The sequence below is a fragment of the Aestuariibaculum sediminum genome (assembly GCF_014596945.1).
In the GTDB taxonomy this organism is placed as follows: domain Bacteria; phylum Bacteroidota; class Bacteroidia; order Flavobacteriales; family Flavobacteriaceae; genus Aestuariibaculum; species Aestuariibaculum sediminum.
In genome coordinates, this window is record NZ_JACVXB010000003.1 from 476,440 (window position 1) to 492,740 (window position 16,301).

18 protein-coding genes, 1 tRNA gene and 1 pseudogene are annotated in these 16,301 nt (G+C 32.6%); 13 read left to right on the forward strand and 7 right to left on the reverse strand.

Going from position 1 to position 16,301, the window contains the following annotated elements; translation table 11 throughout:
* Positions 1 to 33: 33 nt before the first annotated feature.
* The 3 genes from ICJ83_RS09665 to ICJ83_RS09675 all read right to left on the reverse strand — a co-directional run bounded on the left by ICJ83_RS09665 (position 34) and on the right by ICJ83_RS09675 (position 2,284).
* On the reverse strand, positions 34 to 537 hold the full coding sequence (locus tag ICJ83_RS09665; protein WP_188230179.1) for a DUF6702 family protein: 504 nt from the start codon (positions 535 to 537) through the stop codon (positions 34 to 36).
* A 60-nt stretch (positions 538 to 597) separates the two neighbouring features.
* Positions 598 to 1,398: a carboxypeptidase-like regulatory domain-containing protein gene (locus ICJ83_RS09670; RefSeq protein ID WP_188230180.1), complete on the reverse strand. Its 801-nt coding sequence runs from the start codon at positions 1,396 to 1,398 to the stop codon at positions 598 to 600.
* An 88-nt stretch (positions 1,399 to 1,486) separates the two neighbouring features.
* The gene (locus tag ICJ83_RS09675) at positions 1,487 to 2,284 is read right to left on the reverse strand and encodes a carboxypeptidase-like regulatory domain-containing protein (RefSeq protein ID WP_188230181.1); all 798 of its coding nucleotides are present in this window, start codon (positions 2,282 to 2,284) and stop codon (positions 1,487 to 1,489) included.
* Positions 2,285 to 2,529: 245 nt separating this feature from the next.
* Between ICJ83_RS09675 and pepE the strand changes: the two genes are divergently transcribed.
* Positions 2,530 to 3,237, forward strand: a complete 708-nt coding sequence (pepE, locus tag ICJ83_RS09680; protein ID WP_188230182.1) for a dipeptidase PepE — start codon at positions 2,530 to 2,532, stop codon at positions 3,235 to 3,237.
* 136 nt (positions 3,238 to 3,373) lie between these two features.
* Here pepE and ICJ83_RS09685 read toward each other — a convergent pair.
* Positions 3,374 to 3,446 (reverse strand) — tRNA-Gly (locus ICJ83_RS09685).
* A gap of 367 nt (positions 3,447 to 3,813) precedes the next feature.
* On the opposite strand from ICJ83_RS09685, the gene ICJ83_RS09690 reads away from it, so the two are divergent.
* Positions 3,814 to 4,272, forward strand: coding sequence for a GNAT family N-acetyltransferase (locus ICJ83_RS09690; RefSeq protein ID WP_188230183.1), 459 nt, complete (start codon positions 3,814 to 3,816; stop codon positions 4,270 to 4,272).
* 61 nt (positions 4,273 to 4,333) lie between these two features.
* Here the strand turns inward: ICJ83_RS09690 and ICJ83_RS09695 are convergent, their stop codons facing one another.
* Positions 4,334 to 4,723 (reverse strand): ankyrin repeat domain-containing protein, encoded by a 390-nt coding sequence (locus ICJ83_RS09695; RefSeq protein ID WP_188230184.1) that lies wholly within the window; start codon positions 4,721 to 4,723, stop codon positions 4,334 to 4,336.
* A 248-nt stretch (positions 4,724 to 4,971) separates the two neighbouring features.
* On the opposite strand from ICJ83_RS09695, the gene gpmI reads away from it, so the two are divergent.
* The 5 genes and pseudogenes from gpmI to ICJ83_RS09720 all read left to right on the forward strand — a co-directional run bounded on the left by gpmI (position 4,972) and on the right by ICJ83_RS09720 (position 9,400).
* Entirely contained in the window at positions 4,972 to 6,489 is a 1,518-nt protein-coding gene (gene gpmI / locus ICJ83_RS09700) for a 2,3-bisphosphoglycerate-independent phosphoglycerate mutase (protein WP_188230185.1), read from the forward strand.
* 53 nt (positions 6,490 to 6,542) lie between these two features.
* Positions 6,543 to 6,946 (forward strand): annotated as a pseudogene (locus tag ICJ83_RS09705) (BT0820 family HAD-type phosphatase).
* 80 nt (positions 6,947 to 7,026) lie between these two features.
* Positions 7,027 to 7,845 (forward strand): type I methionyl aminopeptidase, encoded by an 819-nt coding sequence (gene map, locus ICJ83_RS09710; protein WP_188230186.1) that lies wholly within the window; start codon positions 7,027 to 7,029, stop codon positions 7,843 to 7,845.
* A 1-nt stretch (position 7,846) separates the two neighbouring features.
* Positions 7,847 to 8,629: a DUF3050 domain-containing protein gene (locus ICJ83_RS09715; RefSeq protein WP_188230187.1), complete on the forward strand. Its 783-nt coding sequence runs from the start codon at positions 7,847 to 7,849 to the stop codon at positions 8,627 to 8,629.
* Between the two features lie 6 nt (positions 8,630 to 8,635).
* Positions 8,636 to 9,400: a class I SAM-dependent methyltransferase gene (locus ICJ83_RS09720; protein WP_188230188.1), complete on the forward strand. Its 765-nt coding sequence runs from the start codon at positions 8,636 to 8,638 to the stop codon at positions 9,398 to 9,400.
* On the opposite strand, the gene ICJ83_RS09725 is transcribed toward ICJ83_RS09720, so the two are convergent.
* The gene (locus ICJ83_RS09725; protein ID WP_188230189.1) at positions 9,401 to 10,375 is read right to left on the reverse strand and encodes an FAD:protein FMN transferase; all 975 of its coding nucleotides are present in this window, start codon (positions 10,373 to 10,375) and stop codon (positions 9,401 to 9,403) included.
* On the reverse strand, positions 10,376 to 10,753 hold the full coding sequence (locus tag ICJ83_RS09730; RefSeq protein WP_188230190.1) for a Na(+)-translocating NADH-quinone reductase subunit F: 378 nt from the start codon (positions 10,751 to 10,753) through the stop codon (positions 10,376 to 10,378).
* Positions 10,754 to 10,874: 121 nt separating this feature from the next.
* Between ICJ83_RS09730 and ICJ83_RS09735 the strand changes: the two genes are divergently transcribed.
* From ICJ83_RS09735 to ICJ83_RS09760, 6 genes are all read left to right on the forward strand, one after another.
* Entirely contained in the window at positions 10,875 to 12,314 is a 1,440-nt protein-coding gene (locus ICJ83_RS09735; protein ID WP_188230191.1) for an SLC13 family permease, read from the forward strand.
* A gap of 74 nt (positions 12,315 to 12,388) precedes the next feature.
* The gene (locus ICJ83_RS09740; protein ID WP_188230192.1) at positions 12,389 to 13,150 is read left to right on the forward strand and encodes a DUF6090 family protein; all 762 of its coding nucleotides are present in this window, start codon (positions 12,389 to 12,391) and stop codon (positions 13,148 to 13,150) included.
* A gap of 10 nt (positions 13,151 to 13,160) precedes the next feature.
* Positions 13,161 to 13,928, forward strand: coding sequence for a DUF6090 family protein (locus tag ICJ83_RS09745; RefSeq protein ID WP_188230304.1), 768 nt, complete (start codon positions 13,161 to 13,163; stop codon positions 13,926 to 13,928).
* A complete protein-coding gene (locus ICJ83_RS09750; RefSeq protein WP_188230305.1) occupies positions 13,921 to 14,619 on the forward strand; it encodes a DUF6090 family protein in 699 nt (232 codons plus the stop codon). The genes ICJ83_RS09745 and ICJ83_RS09750 overlap by 8 nt, the downstream gene beginning before the upstream one ends.
* Positions 14,612 to 15,412, forward strand: a complete 801-nt coding sequence (locus tag ICJ83_RS09755) for a DUF6090 family protein (protein WP_188230306.1) — start codon at positions 14,612 to 14,614, stop codon at positions 15,410 to 15,412. Before ICJ83_RS09750 ends, ICJ83_RS09755 begins: the two co-directional genes overlap by 8 nt.
* Positions 15,413 to 15,651: 239 nt before the next feature.
* A complete protein-coding gene (locus tag ICJ83_RS09760; RefSeq protein ID WP_188230193.1) occupies positions 15,652 to 16,110 on the forward strand; it encodes a Na(+)-translocating NADH-quinone reductase subunit F in 459 nt (152 codons plus the stop codon).
* Positions 16,111 to 16,301: the final 191 nt, after the last annotated feature.

The window sequence follows — 16,301 nt, forward strand, 5'->3', positions numbered from 1 at the left end:
AACGTAGTAAATTATAAAATTTCAACCGATTATTTAGTTAAACTTTAACAATACACTCGACTTTTGTGGAAATAATATGACGCTTTTTTGTTTCGAATTTATTTTTGTTTTTACGATATTTTGTTGATCATTAAACACATCAAACAACAACTCGTTCTTAATATCTATATTTTGTATTGATTTTACATGCTCAATTTCAAGATAACATTTAACAAGATCTACATCATAAGATTTACCGATAAAATTAAGCGTTGCAGGTTCATCGTTAATTTTAATAACCAGTTTTTCTTTCAAATACTTTTCTACATAGGCATCAACCGAATTCGGTTCATCCTCTCCCGCAAGAGTAATATTTTTATCGTAACGCTCTCTTAACAATTTCTCAAAATCATCTATAAAAATTCTTGAAATTATTTGCACCGACTCTTTTTCCTCTACATATTCTATTTGTGTTACACTTACATAATATTTGTGTAGTCCGGTAAAAGCGACGCACGTTAATACTAGTGCTAAGAGTGATAGTTTTAAACCTTTCATTTGCTATGTATTATAAATTGCGAAAGTACGTTTTTATATGAATTCAAAAAGTATTCCAAATTAGTTTTTTGTTTCATTTCTATTTTCCAGGTACGCTCTGTATTTTGCTCTTAAAAATAGAAGTATTTCAAAATCGGTTTGATTTTTACAAAGCTTGAGAAAATCGGGGTCATCAGCACAGAAATATAAAAATTCCATTCGGTAAGCCTCGTCAAGTGGGTTAGATATAAAAAAATCTAATGCCAATCGGGATTTTATTTTTCGCATGAGTTTATCGCGTTCCTCGTGGTCCACGCGAGTTTTAAGCATTTTTGTTCTTCCTGTAATGGCGTTTAATAAAGGATCTAAAGAACCTCCTCCTAAAAGCATACCCGGTAGCATTCTAGGTTTAAAATCGCCAGCTTGACTTAGCCTTCGTTCACTTTGAGTTTTTATTCTTCCTGTATATCCGGGAATGCCAACATCGTAAAAATTAATAGGTGGTTTCCCTTCAACATTTTCTATATCCGAAAATAAATTTCCTGTCAACACCTTTCCTACCACAACTTCATCCAATTGATTAACCTTTTCGTCCAACAGCACCCTTAGCGCTTTAAACAGTATCAATTGATGGTCTACAACCACTCGTTTTTCTAAATGTTGAACAGATGAAAACACAAGCGTATCTTTCAATTTGGCCTTAATTTTAAACTCGCCCTTAGCATTGGTTATAGCATAAATATTTTCGGTTTTATTAATAACATGAATATTTTCTACTTCCTCAAAACTCGTTACCACACCCGACAATTCTACTACCTGCGCATATCCAAAGTATGATAAAATCAAAAAATAAAAGCAAGCTAAATTTGAAAGTGTGGGCATCAATAATTTTTAAATTATAAATAACGCTCAGCAACTCTTAAATAAATTTAAAAACGAAGGTAAACTTTTGTTAAAAAGATCTTTAACTCTATTTTGTCGCTAAAAACTCCACACTTTTATCATGCAAATGCTCTAAAAACTCCATTTCTTTGCCGTAGCTTAGTAAAGAATAATCGAAATCGCTGGCTTGGACATAATGAATAAATTCTTCCACGCGATGTTCAGGAATGTTAAAGTTATCGGTTAAAAAAGTCGAACTGAAATAATATTTAACAGACTCAATAGGTACTTCCGGAATGCCTTTTTCTTCCTTCTCAGGAGTTTTTGAACGAAATAAAGGCAGTAATAACTGATCCACCACATTTACAATATTTAAACCATTTACCATGGTAATGTGCTGGGTAGGGGTCGCAATGTTTTCTGCTGAAGATTTGTAATCACGCTCAAAACTAAACTCATCCTGATGTTTAATTCCAAAATATAACGCATCCAATTTCGGAGAGAAGTTTTTAGTAGCCTCTATATCGGTTTTAAGATTGCCGGATAATTTATTAGGCAAAATAATTATCTCATCTAGTTTGTTTATTTCTTCAATTAAAAAGATTTTCATTTTTAACGAAGACATAATAGCTTCATTCACTTGAAATTGCAAATTCTGAAATTGCAAAGCACTTACTTCAATAACATCATTTAAACGTACTTCTAAAGTAAACTCTCCTTTTTCATCGGAAATCACACCTTTATTCGAGGAGGCATTAAATATGGTTATTCCGTAAACATCTGAACTTTCAACAATAATCTTACCTTGGACTTCAAGCCGTTTAAAATCCTGAGCTTGGACCGCATAATTTATTGCTACAAAGACAAATAATAAGAGTTTTTTCATGACTTTAGATTTTTTCGGTTCATTAAGACAAAACATTAATTTTAAGGATAACGTTTAATCTCCTCCCATAACAGTAAAAACATTATGGTCTCTTAAAAATAATACTTTAGCATGAAACTTACTACGAAATCCAACAGAATATTTTATGTAGTTTTGCCTAACATAACAAGGACACTCACCCGACCGTTTTTATGTTAGTTACTTAAATTCCAAAGGTATTCCGATTCAATATAAAAATGACTGAAATGAAAAATATAATAATTGCCAGCACCTCAACAGTTCACGGTAGTGGTTATCTGGAGTATATAATGAAAGAACTTGACACTTTCTTTAGTACTGCTCAAACTATTTTATTTATTCCGTACGCCCGACCTGGAAGTATATCGCACGACGAATACACTGCTACAGCAAAAAAGGCCTTTAGCCAAATCAATAAAACCGTTAGAGGCGTTCATGAATTTGAAAACCCAATTGAAGCTATTAAGCACGCCGATGCTATTTTTGTAGGAGGCGGCAACACATTTGTACTAACAAGCCAGCTTTATAAAAACAACCTTATTGAAGCCATTCGAACAGCTGTAATAAACGGCACTCCATATTTAGGAACAAGTGCTGGAAGTAACATATGTGGTTTAACGATTAGAACTACTAATGATATGCCTATTGTATATCCGCCAAGTTTTAATGCACTGGCTTTGGTTCCCTTTAATTTAAACCCGCATTACTTAGACCCAGACTCCAATAGCAAACATATGGGAGAAACTCGTGAAACTAGAATTAAAGAATTTCACGGATTTAATCCACAACCAGTGGTTGGCTTAAGAGAAGGCAGTTGGTTACATGTACAGGAAGACGCCATTATTTTAAGAGGAAATTTAACCGCTCGAATTTTCAAAAAAGATCAAAAGCCATATGAAATAGCCCCAGGATCTAACTTAAACGACCTTAAATAAAAGAAGCTTCACAAATGTGAAGCTTCTTTGGGAAGATTATTATATTTTTGATTAACACTTAAAAAATTAAAACTCTCCCTTTAATTTTGAGAATAAAAAAAAGCCTCGTCAGGACACCGATGAGGCTTTTATTTTGAGCGGGAGACCGGGTTCGAACCGGCGACATTCAGCTTGGAAGGCTGACGCTCTACCAACTGAGCTACTCCCGCATTGCGGTTGCAAATATATAAAAACGCATTGTTATTTTACAAGAAAAAAATGCAACTTTTTTTAAAAATAACAAGCTCATATTTTAAAGCATTGATTCTGAAAGCGCTTATTAGTTATTTATTTTAACATAGAAGTAATTAATTTTTCCCTTTTGAAGCCTATTTCTTTCATATCAATACAGATGTTCACTAAACCATTAGGCTCAGCTTAACTTTACAAAGGTCTTTTGAATTTATTTATAATTCAACACTATTATTAACCACATAACCCACCGCTTAGTTTCGTTAATTTCTTAAAAATTGCTCTAAACAGCACTTTTTTAAATTCAATTTTAATTAAGTTTGAAGATGCTATTCGAAGATTATTATGTCTAAAAAACTCAACTATCCTATTAAAACTATTAATGCTTCTGAAACTATTGCCGTAAGGCATCCTGTTTTAAGACCAGGTAGACCTGTTGAAACATGCCATTTTGATGGAGACGACCAAACGACAACCTTTCATTTTGGAATTTACAACAACAACACTTTGGTTGGTGTAGTTTCCTATTTTAAGAACAACTGTAAATTACTTTCTAATGAAGAGCAATACCAACTTCGTGGCATGGCCGTGTTAGAACCATTTCAAGGTAAAGGTCTGGGAAAATTATTAGTAGAGCATGGAAATACCTTCTTAAAAAACTTAGAAACCACAGTAGTTTGGTGCAATGCGCGCGAGATAGCTTTAAATTTTTATAAAAAGAATAATTTTAAAATTATTGGAGCTCCATTCGAGATTAAAGATATTGGTCTGCACCACATAATGTATAAACCTTTACTCAAATAAAAAAAAGCTCTGGTTACCCAGAGCTTTTTTTGCGACTAACCCAAATAATTAAGTGTTATAATTATTTTTTGGATAATGCCATGTCAATTACTTTTTCGGCGTCTTTAGCTCCATGTAATTCGGCATATTTTTTTGCTGTATAACCTTTAGGGCATTTAGATTTTAAATTAGCACCTTCAGATATTAATAGTTGTAAAATTTCAACACGGTTGTATTTCGCCGCATACATCGCTGGCGTCATACCATTCGATTTTTGATTGACATCCTCACCTCTAGCTATTAACTTTTTAACGGTAACAATATCGCCTTTAGCAATGGATACACAGAATGAATTAACTTTTAAATAGGCTTCTACTTTGTTCGGAGTAACATTAGACTCTGTACTAGTAGCATTTACTGACACAATTGAAAAGCATAAAGCGATAGCGGATAAAATGATTGTTTTTTTCATGATGAAAGAATTTTGATTTGATTAATGATTTGTTTTTTGATTTACTTAATAGACGACACTTTGTAACATATGTTACATTTAAATTGTTTTATTAATTGATTTTAACATATCATTCACATTTCTTTAACGTAATCTGAAATTTTTAAATATCCTTTAAAAAGGAATATTTAAAGTTGTTTTAAAAGCTTTAGCCATTCATTTTTTAACAAACTTCAGTATATTTGGAAGCTGTAAAAAATAAACAAACCATGAACAAAAAAGTTATCTTAATGATACTTGATGGCTGGGGAAACTCTCCAGATCCTAAAGTTTCTGCAATCGACAATGCCAATACACCTTTTATAGATTCATTATACACAAAATACCCATATGCCACTTTACGAACCGATGGTTTACATGTAGGTTTACCCGAAGGACAAATGGGAAACAGCGAAGTAGGCCATATGAATCTTGGTGCTGGTCGAATTGTATATCAGGATTTAGTAAAAGTTAATTTAGCAGTTGAAAATAAAACTTTAAATACTGAAAAAGTCTTGGTTGATGCCTTTGATTACGCAAAAACGAACAATAAAGATGTTCACTTTTTGGGATTACTAAGTGACGGAGGCGTACATTCACATATTAATCATCTTTTTGGATTAATCAACGCGGCCGACGAATATGGTTTAGAACACACCTACATTCACGCATTTACCGATGGCCGTGATGTCGATCCTAAATCAGGTTACGGATTTTTAACCGAATTAGAATCTCATCTTGAAAAATCAAAAGCGAAACTTGCTACGGTAACCGGTAGATACTATGCAATGGATAGAGATAAACGTTGGGAACGTGTTAAGTTGGCTTACGACGCTATGGTTAACGGTATTGGTGAGAAATCTACTAACGTAACCGACAGCGTTCAAAAAAATTACAACAATGATGTTACCGATGAATTCATCAAGCCGATTATAATGACAGAGTCCCAAGGCGAACCTGTTGCAAAAATAAAAGATGGAGATGTTGTTATCTTCTTTAACTTTAGAACCGATCGTGGTCGCGAGTTAACCGAAGCATTATCGCAAACCGACTTCCATGAACAGAATATGCATAAATTAAACTTGCATTACGTTACACTGACAAATTACGACGACACCTATAAAAACGTCAATGTAATTTTCAATAAAGATAATTTAACCGATACATTAGGTGAAGTTTTAGCAAAAAACGGAAAGAAACAAATACGTATTGCTGAAACTGAAAAATATCCCCACGTGACCTTTTTCTTCTCAGGGGGACAAGAAAAAGAATTTGACGGTGAAACACGCATTTTAAGAAATTCTCCTAAAGTAGCAACCTACGATTTACAACCAGAAATGAGTGCTTACGAGTTGCGAGATGCCTTAGTTCCTGAATTAGAAAAAGGAGACGTAGACTTTGTATGTTTAAATTTTGCAAACGGCGATATGGTGGGACATACCGGAGTTATGGAAGCTGCCATTAAAGCTTGTGAAGCCGTTGATGAATGCGTTAAAGATGTTGTTACCACGGCACTTGATAACGGTTATACCACCCTATTAATTGCCGACCATGGAAACTGTGAAACCATGATTAATCCAGACGGCACGCCGAACACAGCGCACACCACAAACCCTGTTCCAGTTGTTTTAATTGACAACGATTTAAAATCAATTAAAGATGGTATTTTAGGAGATGTTGCTCCAACGATTTTAAAATTAATTGGTGTTGAGCAGCCTGCTGCCATGACACAACATCCATTGGTATAAATTTCAAAAGGTAAATTGTACATTTTGTTTTTAATGATAGGTGTATAATTCCAATGAATTTTAATCTTCGACTTATTAGCGCTATCAATTTTGATGGCACTATAGTTGAAGATGCTTACCCAGATATAGGAAAGCCGATGCTTTTTGCTTTTGAAACTTTAAAATTACTTCAAAACAAAGGACATCGGCTTATTTTATGGACTTACAGGCATGGTGAAAATTAGATGAAGCCGTTGATATTTGTACATTATAAGGAATTACGTTTTATGCTGTAAACAAAAACTATCCTGAAAACATATTCAATCTGGAATCGAGTCGTAAAATTCTTGGCGATATATTTATAGATGATAGAAAAATTGGTGGTTTTCCAGGCTGGAGTGAAATTTTTCAATTGCTTACTAACAAGAAACTTCAAAATCTAGAAAAAAGGAAAGGTTTCTTTAAGCTTTTTAAATAAAAAAACTCCTTTTAATTATTAAAGCTATATAAAGGCGTTCCCACTATTTTAAGTATCTTTGCCCATATTTTTTTTGACACATGATTCAGATTAAAACCAGAGAAGAAATTGAATTAATGCGCGAGAGTGCCTTAATTGTATCGAAAACTTTAGGTGAAGTAGCCAAAGCCATCAAACCAGGCGTAACTACTTTACAACTTGATAAGATTGCAGAAGAATGCATTAGAGACCAAGGTGCTGTACCGGGATTTTTAGGCTTATATGATTTCCCAAACACCCTTTGCATGAGTCCAAATTCGCAGGTAGTTCACGGTATTCCTAATAACGATCCTTTAAAAGAAGGCGATATTATTTCTATAGATTGCGGCGCTTTAAAAAATGGATTTTACGGGGATCATGCTTACACGTTTCCAGTTGGAGAAATCGATGCAGAAACCGAAAAATTACTTCAGGTTACAAAAGAATCACTTTATATCGGTATTCGAGAATTCAAAAAAAACAATCGTGTTGGCGACGTAGGTTTTGCTATTCAAAAATATTGCGAAGATCATGGTTATGGTGTGGTTCGTGAATTGGTAGGACACGGATTAGGAAGAAAAATGCACGAAGATCCTGAAATGCCTAATTACGGAAAAAGAGGTCGTGGTAAAAAATTTGTTGAAGGTATGGTTGTTGCTATAGAACCTATGATTAACATGGGAACACAGCGTATTAGGCAACATAACGACGGTTGGACCATTACCACTTTAGATAATAAACCAAGCGCACATTTTGAGCATGATGTGGCCTTAGTTGATGGCAAACCAGAATTACTATCAACATTTGCTTACATCTATGATGCTCTTGGTATTTCATCAAACGAAGAAGACGAGTTTAGACAAAACGCATTAGTTCTTTAACATGACCCAAATTGAACGTATAGAACAAGAGCTAGAACCTTTAACAGCTCAATTAAACAATCATAAGTTATATAGCACACTAAATAGCATAAACGATGTGAAGACCTTTATGGAGCAACATGTTTTTGCCGTTTGGGATTTCATGTCGCTATTAAAATCGCTTCAAAATCAATTAACCACAACCCGCCTTCCTTGGGTACCTGCTGTAAATCCTTCTACATCGAGATTTATTAATGAAATTGTATTAGGAGAAGAAAGTGATGTAAACGAATTAGGGGTACCTAAAAGCCATTACGAAATGTACTTAGATGCCATGTTACAGGTTGGAGCAAGTACAAAACAAATCAACACATTTATTGATTTCATAAAACAAGGACTTTCTATCACTGAAGCAGGCTTGAAGGCCAATCTTGAATCAGAAACCTTAAACTTTATACAGTTTTCATTTGATGTTATCGACACCAAAAAACCACATGTTATTGCATCGGCTTTCACTTTTGGGCGTGAAGATGTGATTCCCGATATGTTTTTTCAAATTATAAATCAATCGAAAACAGCAGACAATACGTACAGTAAATTAACCTACTATTTAAAGCGACATATTGAATTAGATGGCGATGAACATGGTCCATTATCTTTAAAAATGATTGAAGAATTATGTCAGGAAGACGCTCAAAAATGGGAAGACGTTTTAGCTACAGCAAAACAAGCCTTAGAACATCGCATTGCGCTTTGGGATAGTATTTCTAATTTAATTCTTAATAATAGTTTAGTTGAAGCCTAAGTACATTTGAAAACCCTTTTTAAAATAATTCTGAATATTATTCCTAGGCCAATATTAATTAGGTTAAGTTATATTATTCGCCCTGTTTTTGCTTTTTTTCTAAAAGGAAATAAATATATAGACCCTATTGATGGTAAAGGTTTTAAAACCTTTTTACCTTATGGCTACGGCGCTCAACGTAATAATGTATTATCGCCATCAACCTTAAGTTTAGAACGCCATCGGTTGTTATGGTTATATCTTAAAAACGAAACTAAGTTCTTTAAAACTCCTTTGAAAGTGCTTCATTTTGCACCGGAACAATGCTTTTTAAAACGCTTTAAAAATTTAAAAAATTTAGACTATACTACTACTGATTTACTATCGCCTATTGCCGATGTTAAAGCTGATATTTGTGATTTACCATTTAAGGATGATGAATTCGATGTCATATTATGTAATCACGTATTGGAACACATCCCTGACGACACCAAAGCCATGCAGGAATTATATCGGGTTATGAAACCTGGTGGTTGGGGAGTTTTTCAAATTCCGCAGGATTTAAGTCGTGAATTTACTTTTGAAGACAATAGCATAACCGACAAAAAGGAACGTGCTGAAATTTTCGGTCAATACGATCATGTGCGTGTTTATGGCCGGGACTACTTTAATAAATTACGAGAAATAGGGTTTATTGTGGAAGAAGTAGATTACACTTCGAGTTTCTCTGAAAACAACATTGAAACTTACGCTTTGGCTAAAGGTGAAATTATTCCAGTGGTTAGAAAATAATTACTTCTCTGGAAAACCATTTAAACTTAAAGTTTCAAATTCATGATTGTTATTTTCAAAAATTAAGAACACTTTTAGCTCTGGGTGGGACGCTAAAAATGATTTTATATTATCGATACCCATCGCTTTAAAAGCTGTCGCGTACGCATCGGCTGTCATACAATCTTCTGCAATCACCGAAACACTTAGCAAATTTGTTTTACTCGGATACCCCGTTTTAGTATTAATAATATGTGCGTATTTATTCCCCTTATCATCAACTTTAAACTTTCGGTAAGTTCCAGAAGTTGCCATTGCTTCATCCTTTAAGGTAATTGCCTTTAAGATCGACTGTGAGCCATCAAAATGAGGCTGCTCTACTCCTACTTTCCAAGGCAGCTGCTTTTCAATGTTTGTTCCTCGAGTTCGAATTTCCCCTCCTATTTCTACCAAATAATTCGTTATTTGTTTGCTTTCTAAAAACTGGCCAATAACATCTACACCATACCCCTTGGCTATGGCATTAAAATCTATATAAGTTCCCTTAGGCTTATATAAAGTAGTGTCTTCTAGTTTTGCTTTATGAAAACCAACCGAGAGCATTAAACTATCTATTTTAAGACTGTCGAGATTTACTATTTTCCCTTCAGGACCAAAATCCCAGGCATTAACTAAAGCTCCAATAGTTGGATCGAAGGCGCCATGAGTTTGTTCATAGATTATTTTTGAAGCATTAAAAACGGTTTTAAAATGCGCATCGACCAAACTATCTTCATTTCGATTAATTTTAGAAATATCAGAAGTAGATATATAGGTTGACATCGACTTATTGATTACTGAAAACAAACTATCAAATTGAGGCTGATAATTTACTTCTGAATCGTATAAAACTGAATAAGTCGTACCAAAAACAGCCCCTCGTAGTTTTGTGTTTTTAACGGGCGTGGTGCAAGACAAAAAGAGTGCTGCTATAATGGACGCTAAAAAGAATTTCATTTAATTAAGATTTGTTTCAATAACCTGAATGCCATTATATTCCATTAAATATTCCTGATTTAGATAAATAGGCATTTTTTCACCTTCAACATTACCTATACCTACACCAGCATATAAGACTTTCGCATTTTTTTCGCGTGCATGCTCTTTAAAGGTTTCCATCCAAACCACATCGTAATTGTTCGGGTTATCTGGTAAAATAACCGCTCGAACTATAACAAAATAATACTGGCTATTTTTATCAATACACACAAATTGGGGATACTTTTTAAGTTTACTATTTACCGCTATAAATTCAAAACCACGCTGCTCAAGGTCTTTTCCAACGTGATTCATAGCTAAATTATGCAAATCTTGTTCTGTTAATGGTTTACTCATAGCACAAAAATAATATTAAAATTCCGCCCACCCTAAAATTAAAAAATGTTTAACTTTAAAGCACTTACTAATTATATCCTTATTATTATTGACCGCTTTTTTTTTGTAAAAAAACTCAATTATGCCACACCACCCAATATCGAAACGCATAGGACTTATACTTGGTCCATTACTGTTTATATGTTTTAATATTATTTCAATTCATTCGATTTCCGAACATGCCAATTATGTCATAGCAACAGCAATTTGGATGATCTGTTGGTGGATTACTGAAGCTGTATCTATTTCGGTTACAGCACTCCTTCCTTTGCTTATCTTCCCTTTATTCAAAATCATGCCACTGGCCGATGTTGGGGCTAATTATGGGAGTCCGATTATCTTTTTATTTTTTGGTGGATTTGTATTAGCATTAGCTCTCGAAAAAGTAAACCTTCATAAACGTATTGCGTTAACGATTATAAATAAAACAGGTTCCACCCCAAACCGTGTCATACTAGGGTTTATGATTGCAACCGGATTTATGAGCATGTGGATTAGTAATACAGCCAGTACTGTCGTGATGTTACCCATCGCACTTTCGGTTATTCACCTCTTAATAAATGATCGGGATGGATATACAAAAAATGATAAAAATTTTGCTTTAAGTGTGATGCTAGGCATCGCCTTTTCTGCAAATGCAGGGGGTATAGCCACTGTTATTGGAACACCGCCAAATTCTGTTTTAATAGGTTTACTTGAAAACGAATATAACATCGAAATTTCCTTTTTAAAATGGATGATTATTGGTTTACCTTTTTCTATCATACTCATAAGTATTATCTATTTGATAATGGTTAATGTGTTTTTTCCATGTCATAACTTAAAGTTTAATACAGAAAAAGATTTTATTGATAAGGAGCTGAAAAAACTAGGTAAAACAAATCCCAGAGAAAAACAAGTACTTACCATATTTGCCATAACGGTTTCCCTATGGATTTTTAGAAGCTTGATAAACTCTTTAATTCCTTCTTTAGAACTTTCGGACACCATGATTAGCATGTTTGGAGCCATTGCGCTATTTGCTATTCCATATAATTTAAAACAAGGTGAATTTATACTAAATTGGAGTGACACTGAAAAACTGGCTTGGGGAATACTCATTTTATTTGGTGGCGGATTGGCATTAGCAAAAGGTATGTCAGCAACCGGAATCGTAGATATAGTTGCAAATACCATTGCTACGAGTAATATAAGTATTCTGGTAATGGCTTCCCTGCTTATCATTCTGATGCTTTTTATGACAGAACTGATGAGCAATGTTGCGTTAACGGCAGTCCTTGCTCCAGTGGTTGCCGGTATTGCTATCGGTTTGGATATTCCAATGCTTTATTTACTTATTCCTGTTACCATCGCCAGCAGCTGCGCTTTTATGCTTCCCATGGCAACACCACCAAACGCAATAGTTTTTGCTAGTGGTTTTGTTAAGGTAAAAGATATGGCTAAAGCGGGTATTGTTTTAAACCTTATTTCTGTAATATTGCTTATAATTCTTTTTAAATGGATATTGCCTTTAGTTTTTTAATTTTTTAGTAAAGTGTAACAAAACGTAAGAATAATACACTAACTTACAATAAGTTACTCCTTTTAAAAAAATAAATGCTAAAACTTTTTAGAAATATCCGTAGATCTCTTATCAACGAAGGCAATACCAATAGATATTTAAAATATGCATTTGGAGAAATTGTTTTGGTAGTTATAGGTATTCTTATTGCATTACAAATTAATAACTGGAATGAGGTTAGAAAAAACCATAACGAAGAAAAAGTTATTCTAAAAAGTCTGCAAGAGAATTTAGTTCTGGCAAAAAAGCACTCAGAATTATTAATATTAAATGAAAAACAGTTAAAAACATCCTTACTTCTTGTTCTTAACATAAATTACACCTCTCAAAACGCTGAAATAACAATAATTTCAGACTCTATTTTTAATGATGCTTTATGGAACTTAGAAAGCGACCTTCCTATACTAAATATTTACAATAACCTAAAATTCACTAACAAACTTAGTCTTATTAGAAACCTAAGACTTAAAGAGAAATTCGCAAATTTTGAAGCCGATTTAAAAGAATTGGATAATATGATAGAAGATAGATTGAATGTACAACAAATTCGGATTGATGCTATTGTCGAAAATGATTTAAACTTTGTTCCCTTAATAAAATCTAACGTCCCTGAAATTAATATAGAAAACGAGTCAAAAAACGATTACTCACAAATACTTAACAATAGAAGAATAAGAAATCTTTTGTCTATAAAATTAACGATGACCCAAGATGTTATTAAATATAGAGAAACACTTAATAACGAAATAAAATCACTAATAACAGCCATAACATCTGAATTGAAGAAACTCAAATAAAGTCATACAAATGATTAAATTCTTTCGAAACATCCGTAGAACACTTCTTAACGAAGGTAAAACCAATAAGTATATAAAATATGCTATTGGCGAAATTGTGCTTGTAGTTATAGGCATTCTTATCGCTTTGCAAATTAATAATTGGAATGAGAATCGAAAAACCACAAATAAAACCCAGAAATACTATCATGGAATCCTCTCGGAATTAAAAGTAACTGCAAATGCTATAGAAGATTTTCAAATTTATTTAGATTCTACAATTCAAAAAAACAAAAAAATCTTGCAAATTATAAACAGTAAGAATCAGGACTCTCTTCTCCTTTTAGAACATTTATTAGGGGAGATTGCACTTGCAAATGGTCTACCAGTAAATTTATCGCTACCTATAACAGATGAGTTTATAAATCAAGACTTACAAAGTCAGATTAAAAACGACTCTCTAAGAAGGAGTTTTTGGCGTTTTATTTATGCAAGAAAGTTTATTAATTCAGTAGGAAAATACAGCGAAAACCAATATGCAACCAGTATAGAACCTTACTATATAAAACACATAAATTATAGCCAAATAGCAATTACTAAATATAAAAAAGGCTTAGTAAAAGGAGGACCAAACACAGATTATAAAGCCCTTGGGGCATCCTTGGAGTTTTGGAATATTGCCTCCTTAAAACTAGAATCTTATACCGCGGAAAAAGAAGTTTTGGATAATTTTATATCAAGAATAAATACGCTTATAAAAATTATTGAGAGTGAATTAAAACAAGACTCTCATGATTAAATTCTTTAAAAACTTTAGAAAAACGCTTATCAACGAAGGCAAAACCACCAAATACTTTAAATATGCCATTGGCGAAATTGTGCTTGTAGTTATTGGAATTCTTATTGCCTTGCAGATTAATAACTGGAATGAAAACCGATTAACCAAAATAGTAAAGAGCAACTATTTAAAGCAAATAAAAGCCGAACTTATACTAGATGTTACTAATTTTAAGAAAGATATTCGCTCAATAAAAACCTACACAGAATACCTTAATAAGGTTAGCGAAGGAAACTATAATAACATAGACTTATCGCTTTTACTTAATTACTTATGTAGAAATCTTGAGCCTGGAAATTGCGGAATCTCATTTAATAAAATGCTAGAATCCAACACGTTCGAAGAAATCGATGGTGAAACAATAAAAGAAAAACTACAAACATATTATTTAACCAATTGTGCCGAGTACAACAATTTAACTGCATTTCATTCTAAATTTATTTCCGAAAATATTGAAGGACCACTTCTATTAATCTTGAATCATAAAAAGGGATTTCTTGTTGACCCAAAGGAGGTGATTGAACAGCTGGAAGTTGGAAAGTTAAAATCTATGATTAACTGGCAAATCTCTTATCTAAATTACTACATACCTTCAATTAACAAAAATATTAGCCTGGCAGAAGAATTAATTCAATTAATAAACCATGATTAAATTCTTTAGAAACATTAGAAAAACGTTTATCAATGAAGGCAAAACCACCAAATACATTAAATATGCCATTGGCGAAATTGTGCTTGTAGTTATTGGAATTCTTATTGCCCTTCAAATTAATAACTGGAATGAAATAAGCAAAGAAAAACAACTCGAAGCATTGTACCTAAAAAATATGTTGAATGATCTTAAAGACCAAAAAAACTCCATAGAAACTCAAATCGATTATGAAAAATCTTTTTTTAAAGCTAGTAACACCATCATAAAAAACTACCAACAGGACAACACTTTAAAAATTGACAGTATGTTTTTTAAACATGCTACTATTTTAGCTTCAAGAAAAACCTTTATAATTACAGATCCCACATATACCGATTTAATATCTTCTGGAAATATTAACGTATTAAAAAACGTAGAATTTAAAAAACGGCTCATTAATTATTATCAAGAGTTAAAGCGAATAGAAAAGGTTATACATAACAATAACGCTTTATTGGTAGACCAGAACTATTTATTCAACTATAATAAAATTGGTTACTGGTATGAACCTAATATTATTGAATATGATAGTACAAATAATATATTAGATGAGGGTATAACAATACAAAATTATCAAACAGAACTTCAGGATTTATCTAAAAAGCAATTATTAAAAGGTGAAAACAAACTTGTTTTCATGAATGCTATTTATTTAAGAAATACAATCGCATTAGGAAATTTCGAATTTTTAAAAGAAATCCAGTACAGTACTCAATCTCTAATTACAGATTTAAAAAAGTTAAATAATGATTAAATTTTTTAGAAACATTCGCAAATCCCTTATCCAAAAAGGCAAAACTAAAAAATAGATTGATTATATATTTAAAAGCGAAGACCATCTTAAAAAATGCGTAAGCTTCTTAATTTATAGCAAATATAATTATCTCCCTATGCTAGAATACTACCAAAAAACAGCGGTTGATATTTTAAAGACTTTAGATGAAAAACTAGAACAATCCCCTTAGTGTAACACATTTTTCATTAACTTTAAGTATGAAAACATTAAATACTCGTTTAGATAACGCCATAAAAAAATTATACACGGCATTTCACAACAACACGCTTCATCCAGAATGTTGCAAACAATGTGCTGTTGGAAATATTTTAGACAATTCCGATAGTTGGAAACACTTTTCAGATGAACATGGCTCTACAAAATTAAATTATGTTGGTCGAGTTAATGAAGCCTTCGGAAAACGTTTTAATGGTTATACACCTTCAGAATTATTACAAATAGAAGTTACTTTTTTAAAAGCTTGCGGATATCAACTTCCAATTCATTATAAAAACACAAAACCCGACACGCCAACCGATAAAGATGTATTATTTAATGGTTTACAAGCTGTTATTGAGTTTCTTTGTAAATTAGATAATAATCTAAACGTGATGGATTACACTAAAATTTTTGACAAAATTAAATGTGATTTTATAGAAAAATCACCTGTAAAATAACTTTTGTTTCAATTTTTTATTCCTGAATACAACGTAACACTTTAACAAAACGGCATCTAAAAAGTAAAACTATCCCGATGAAATTCGTATTTACTTTGGCAATCTTAATGTGTTTACAAGATGTTCTTCATACAAAACAACAGTCAACGAAAATTTTACTTTAACCGTTGATAATTGTCAAACGATAAAAA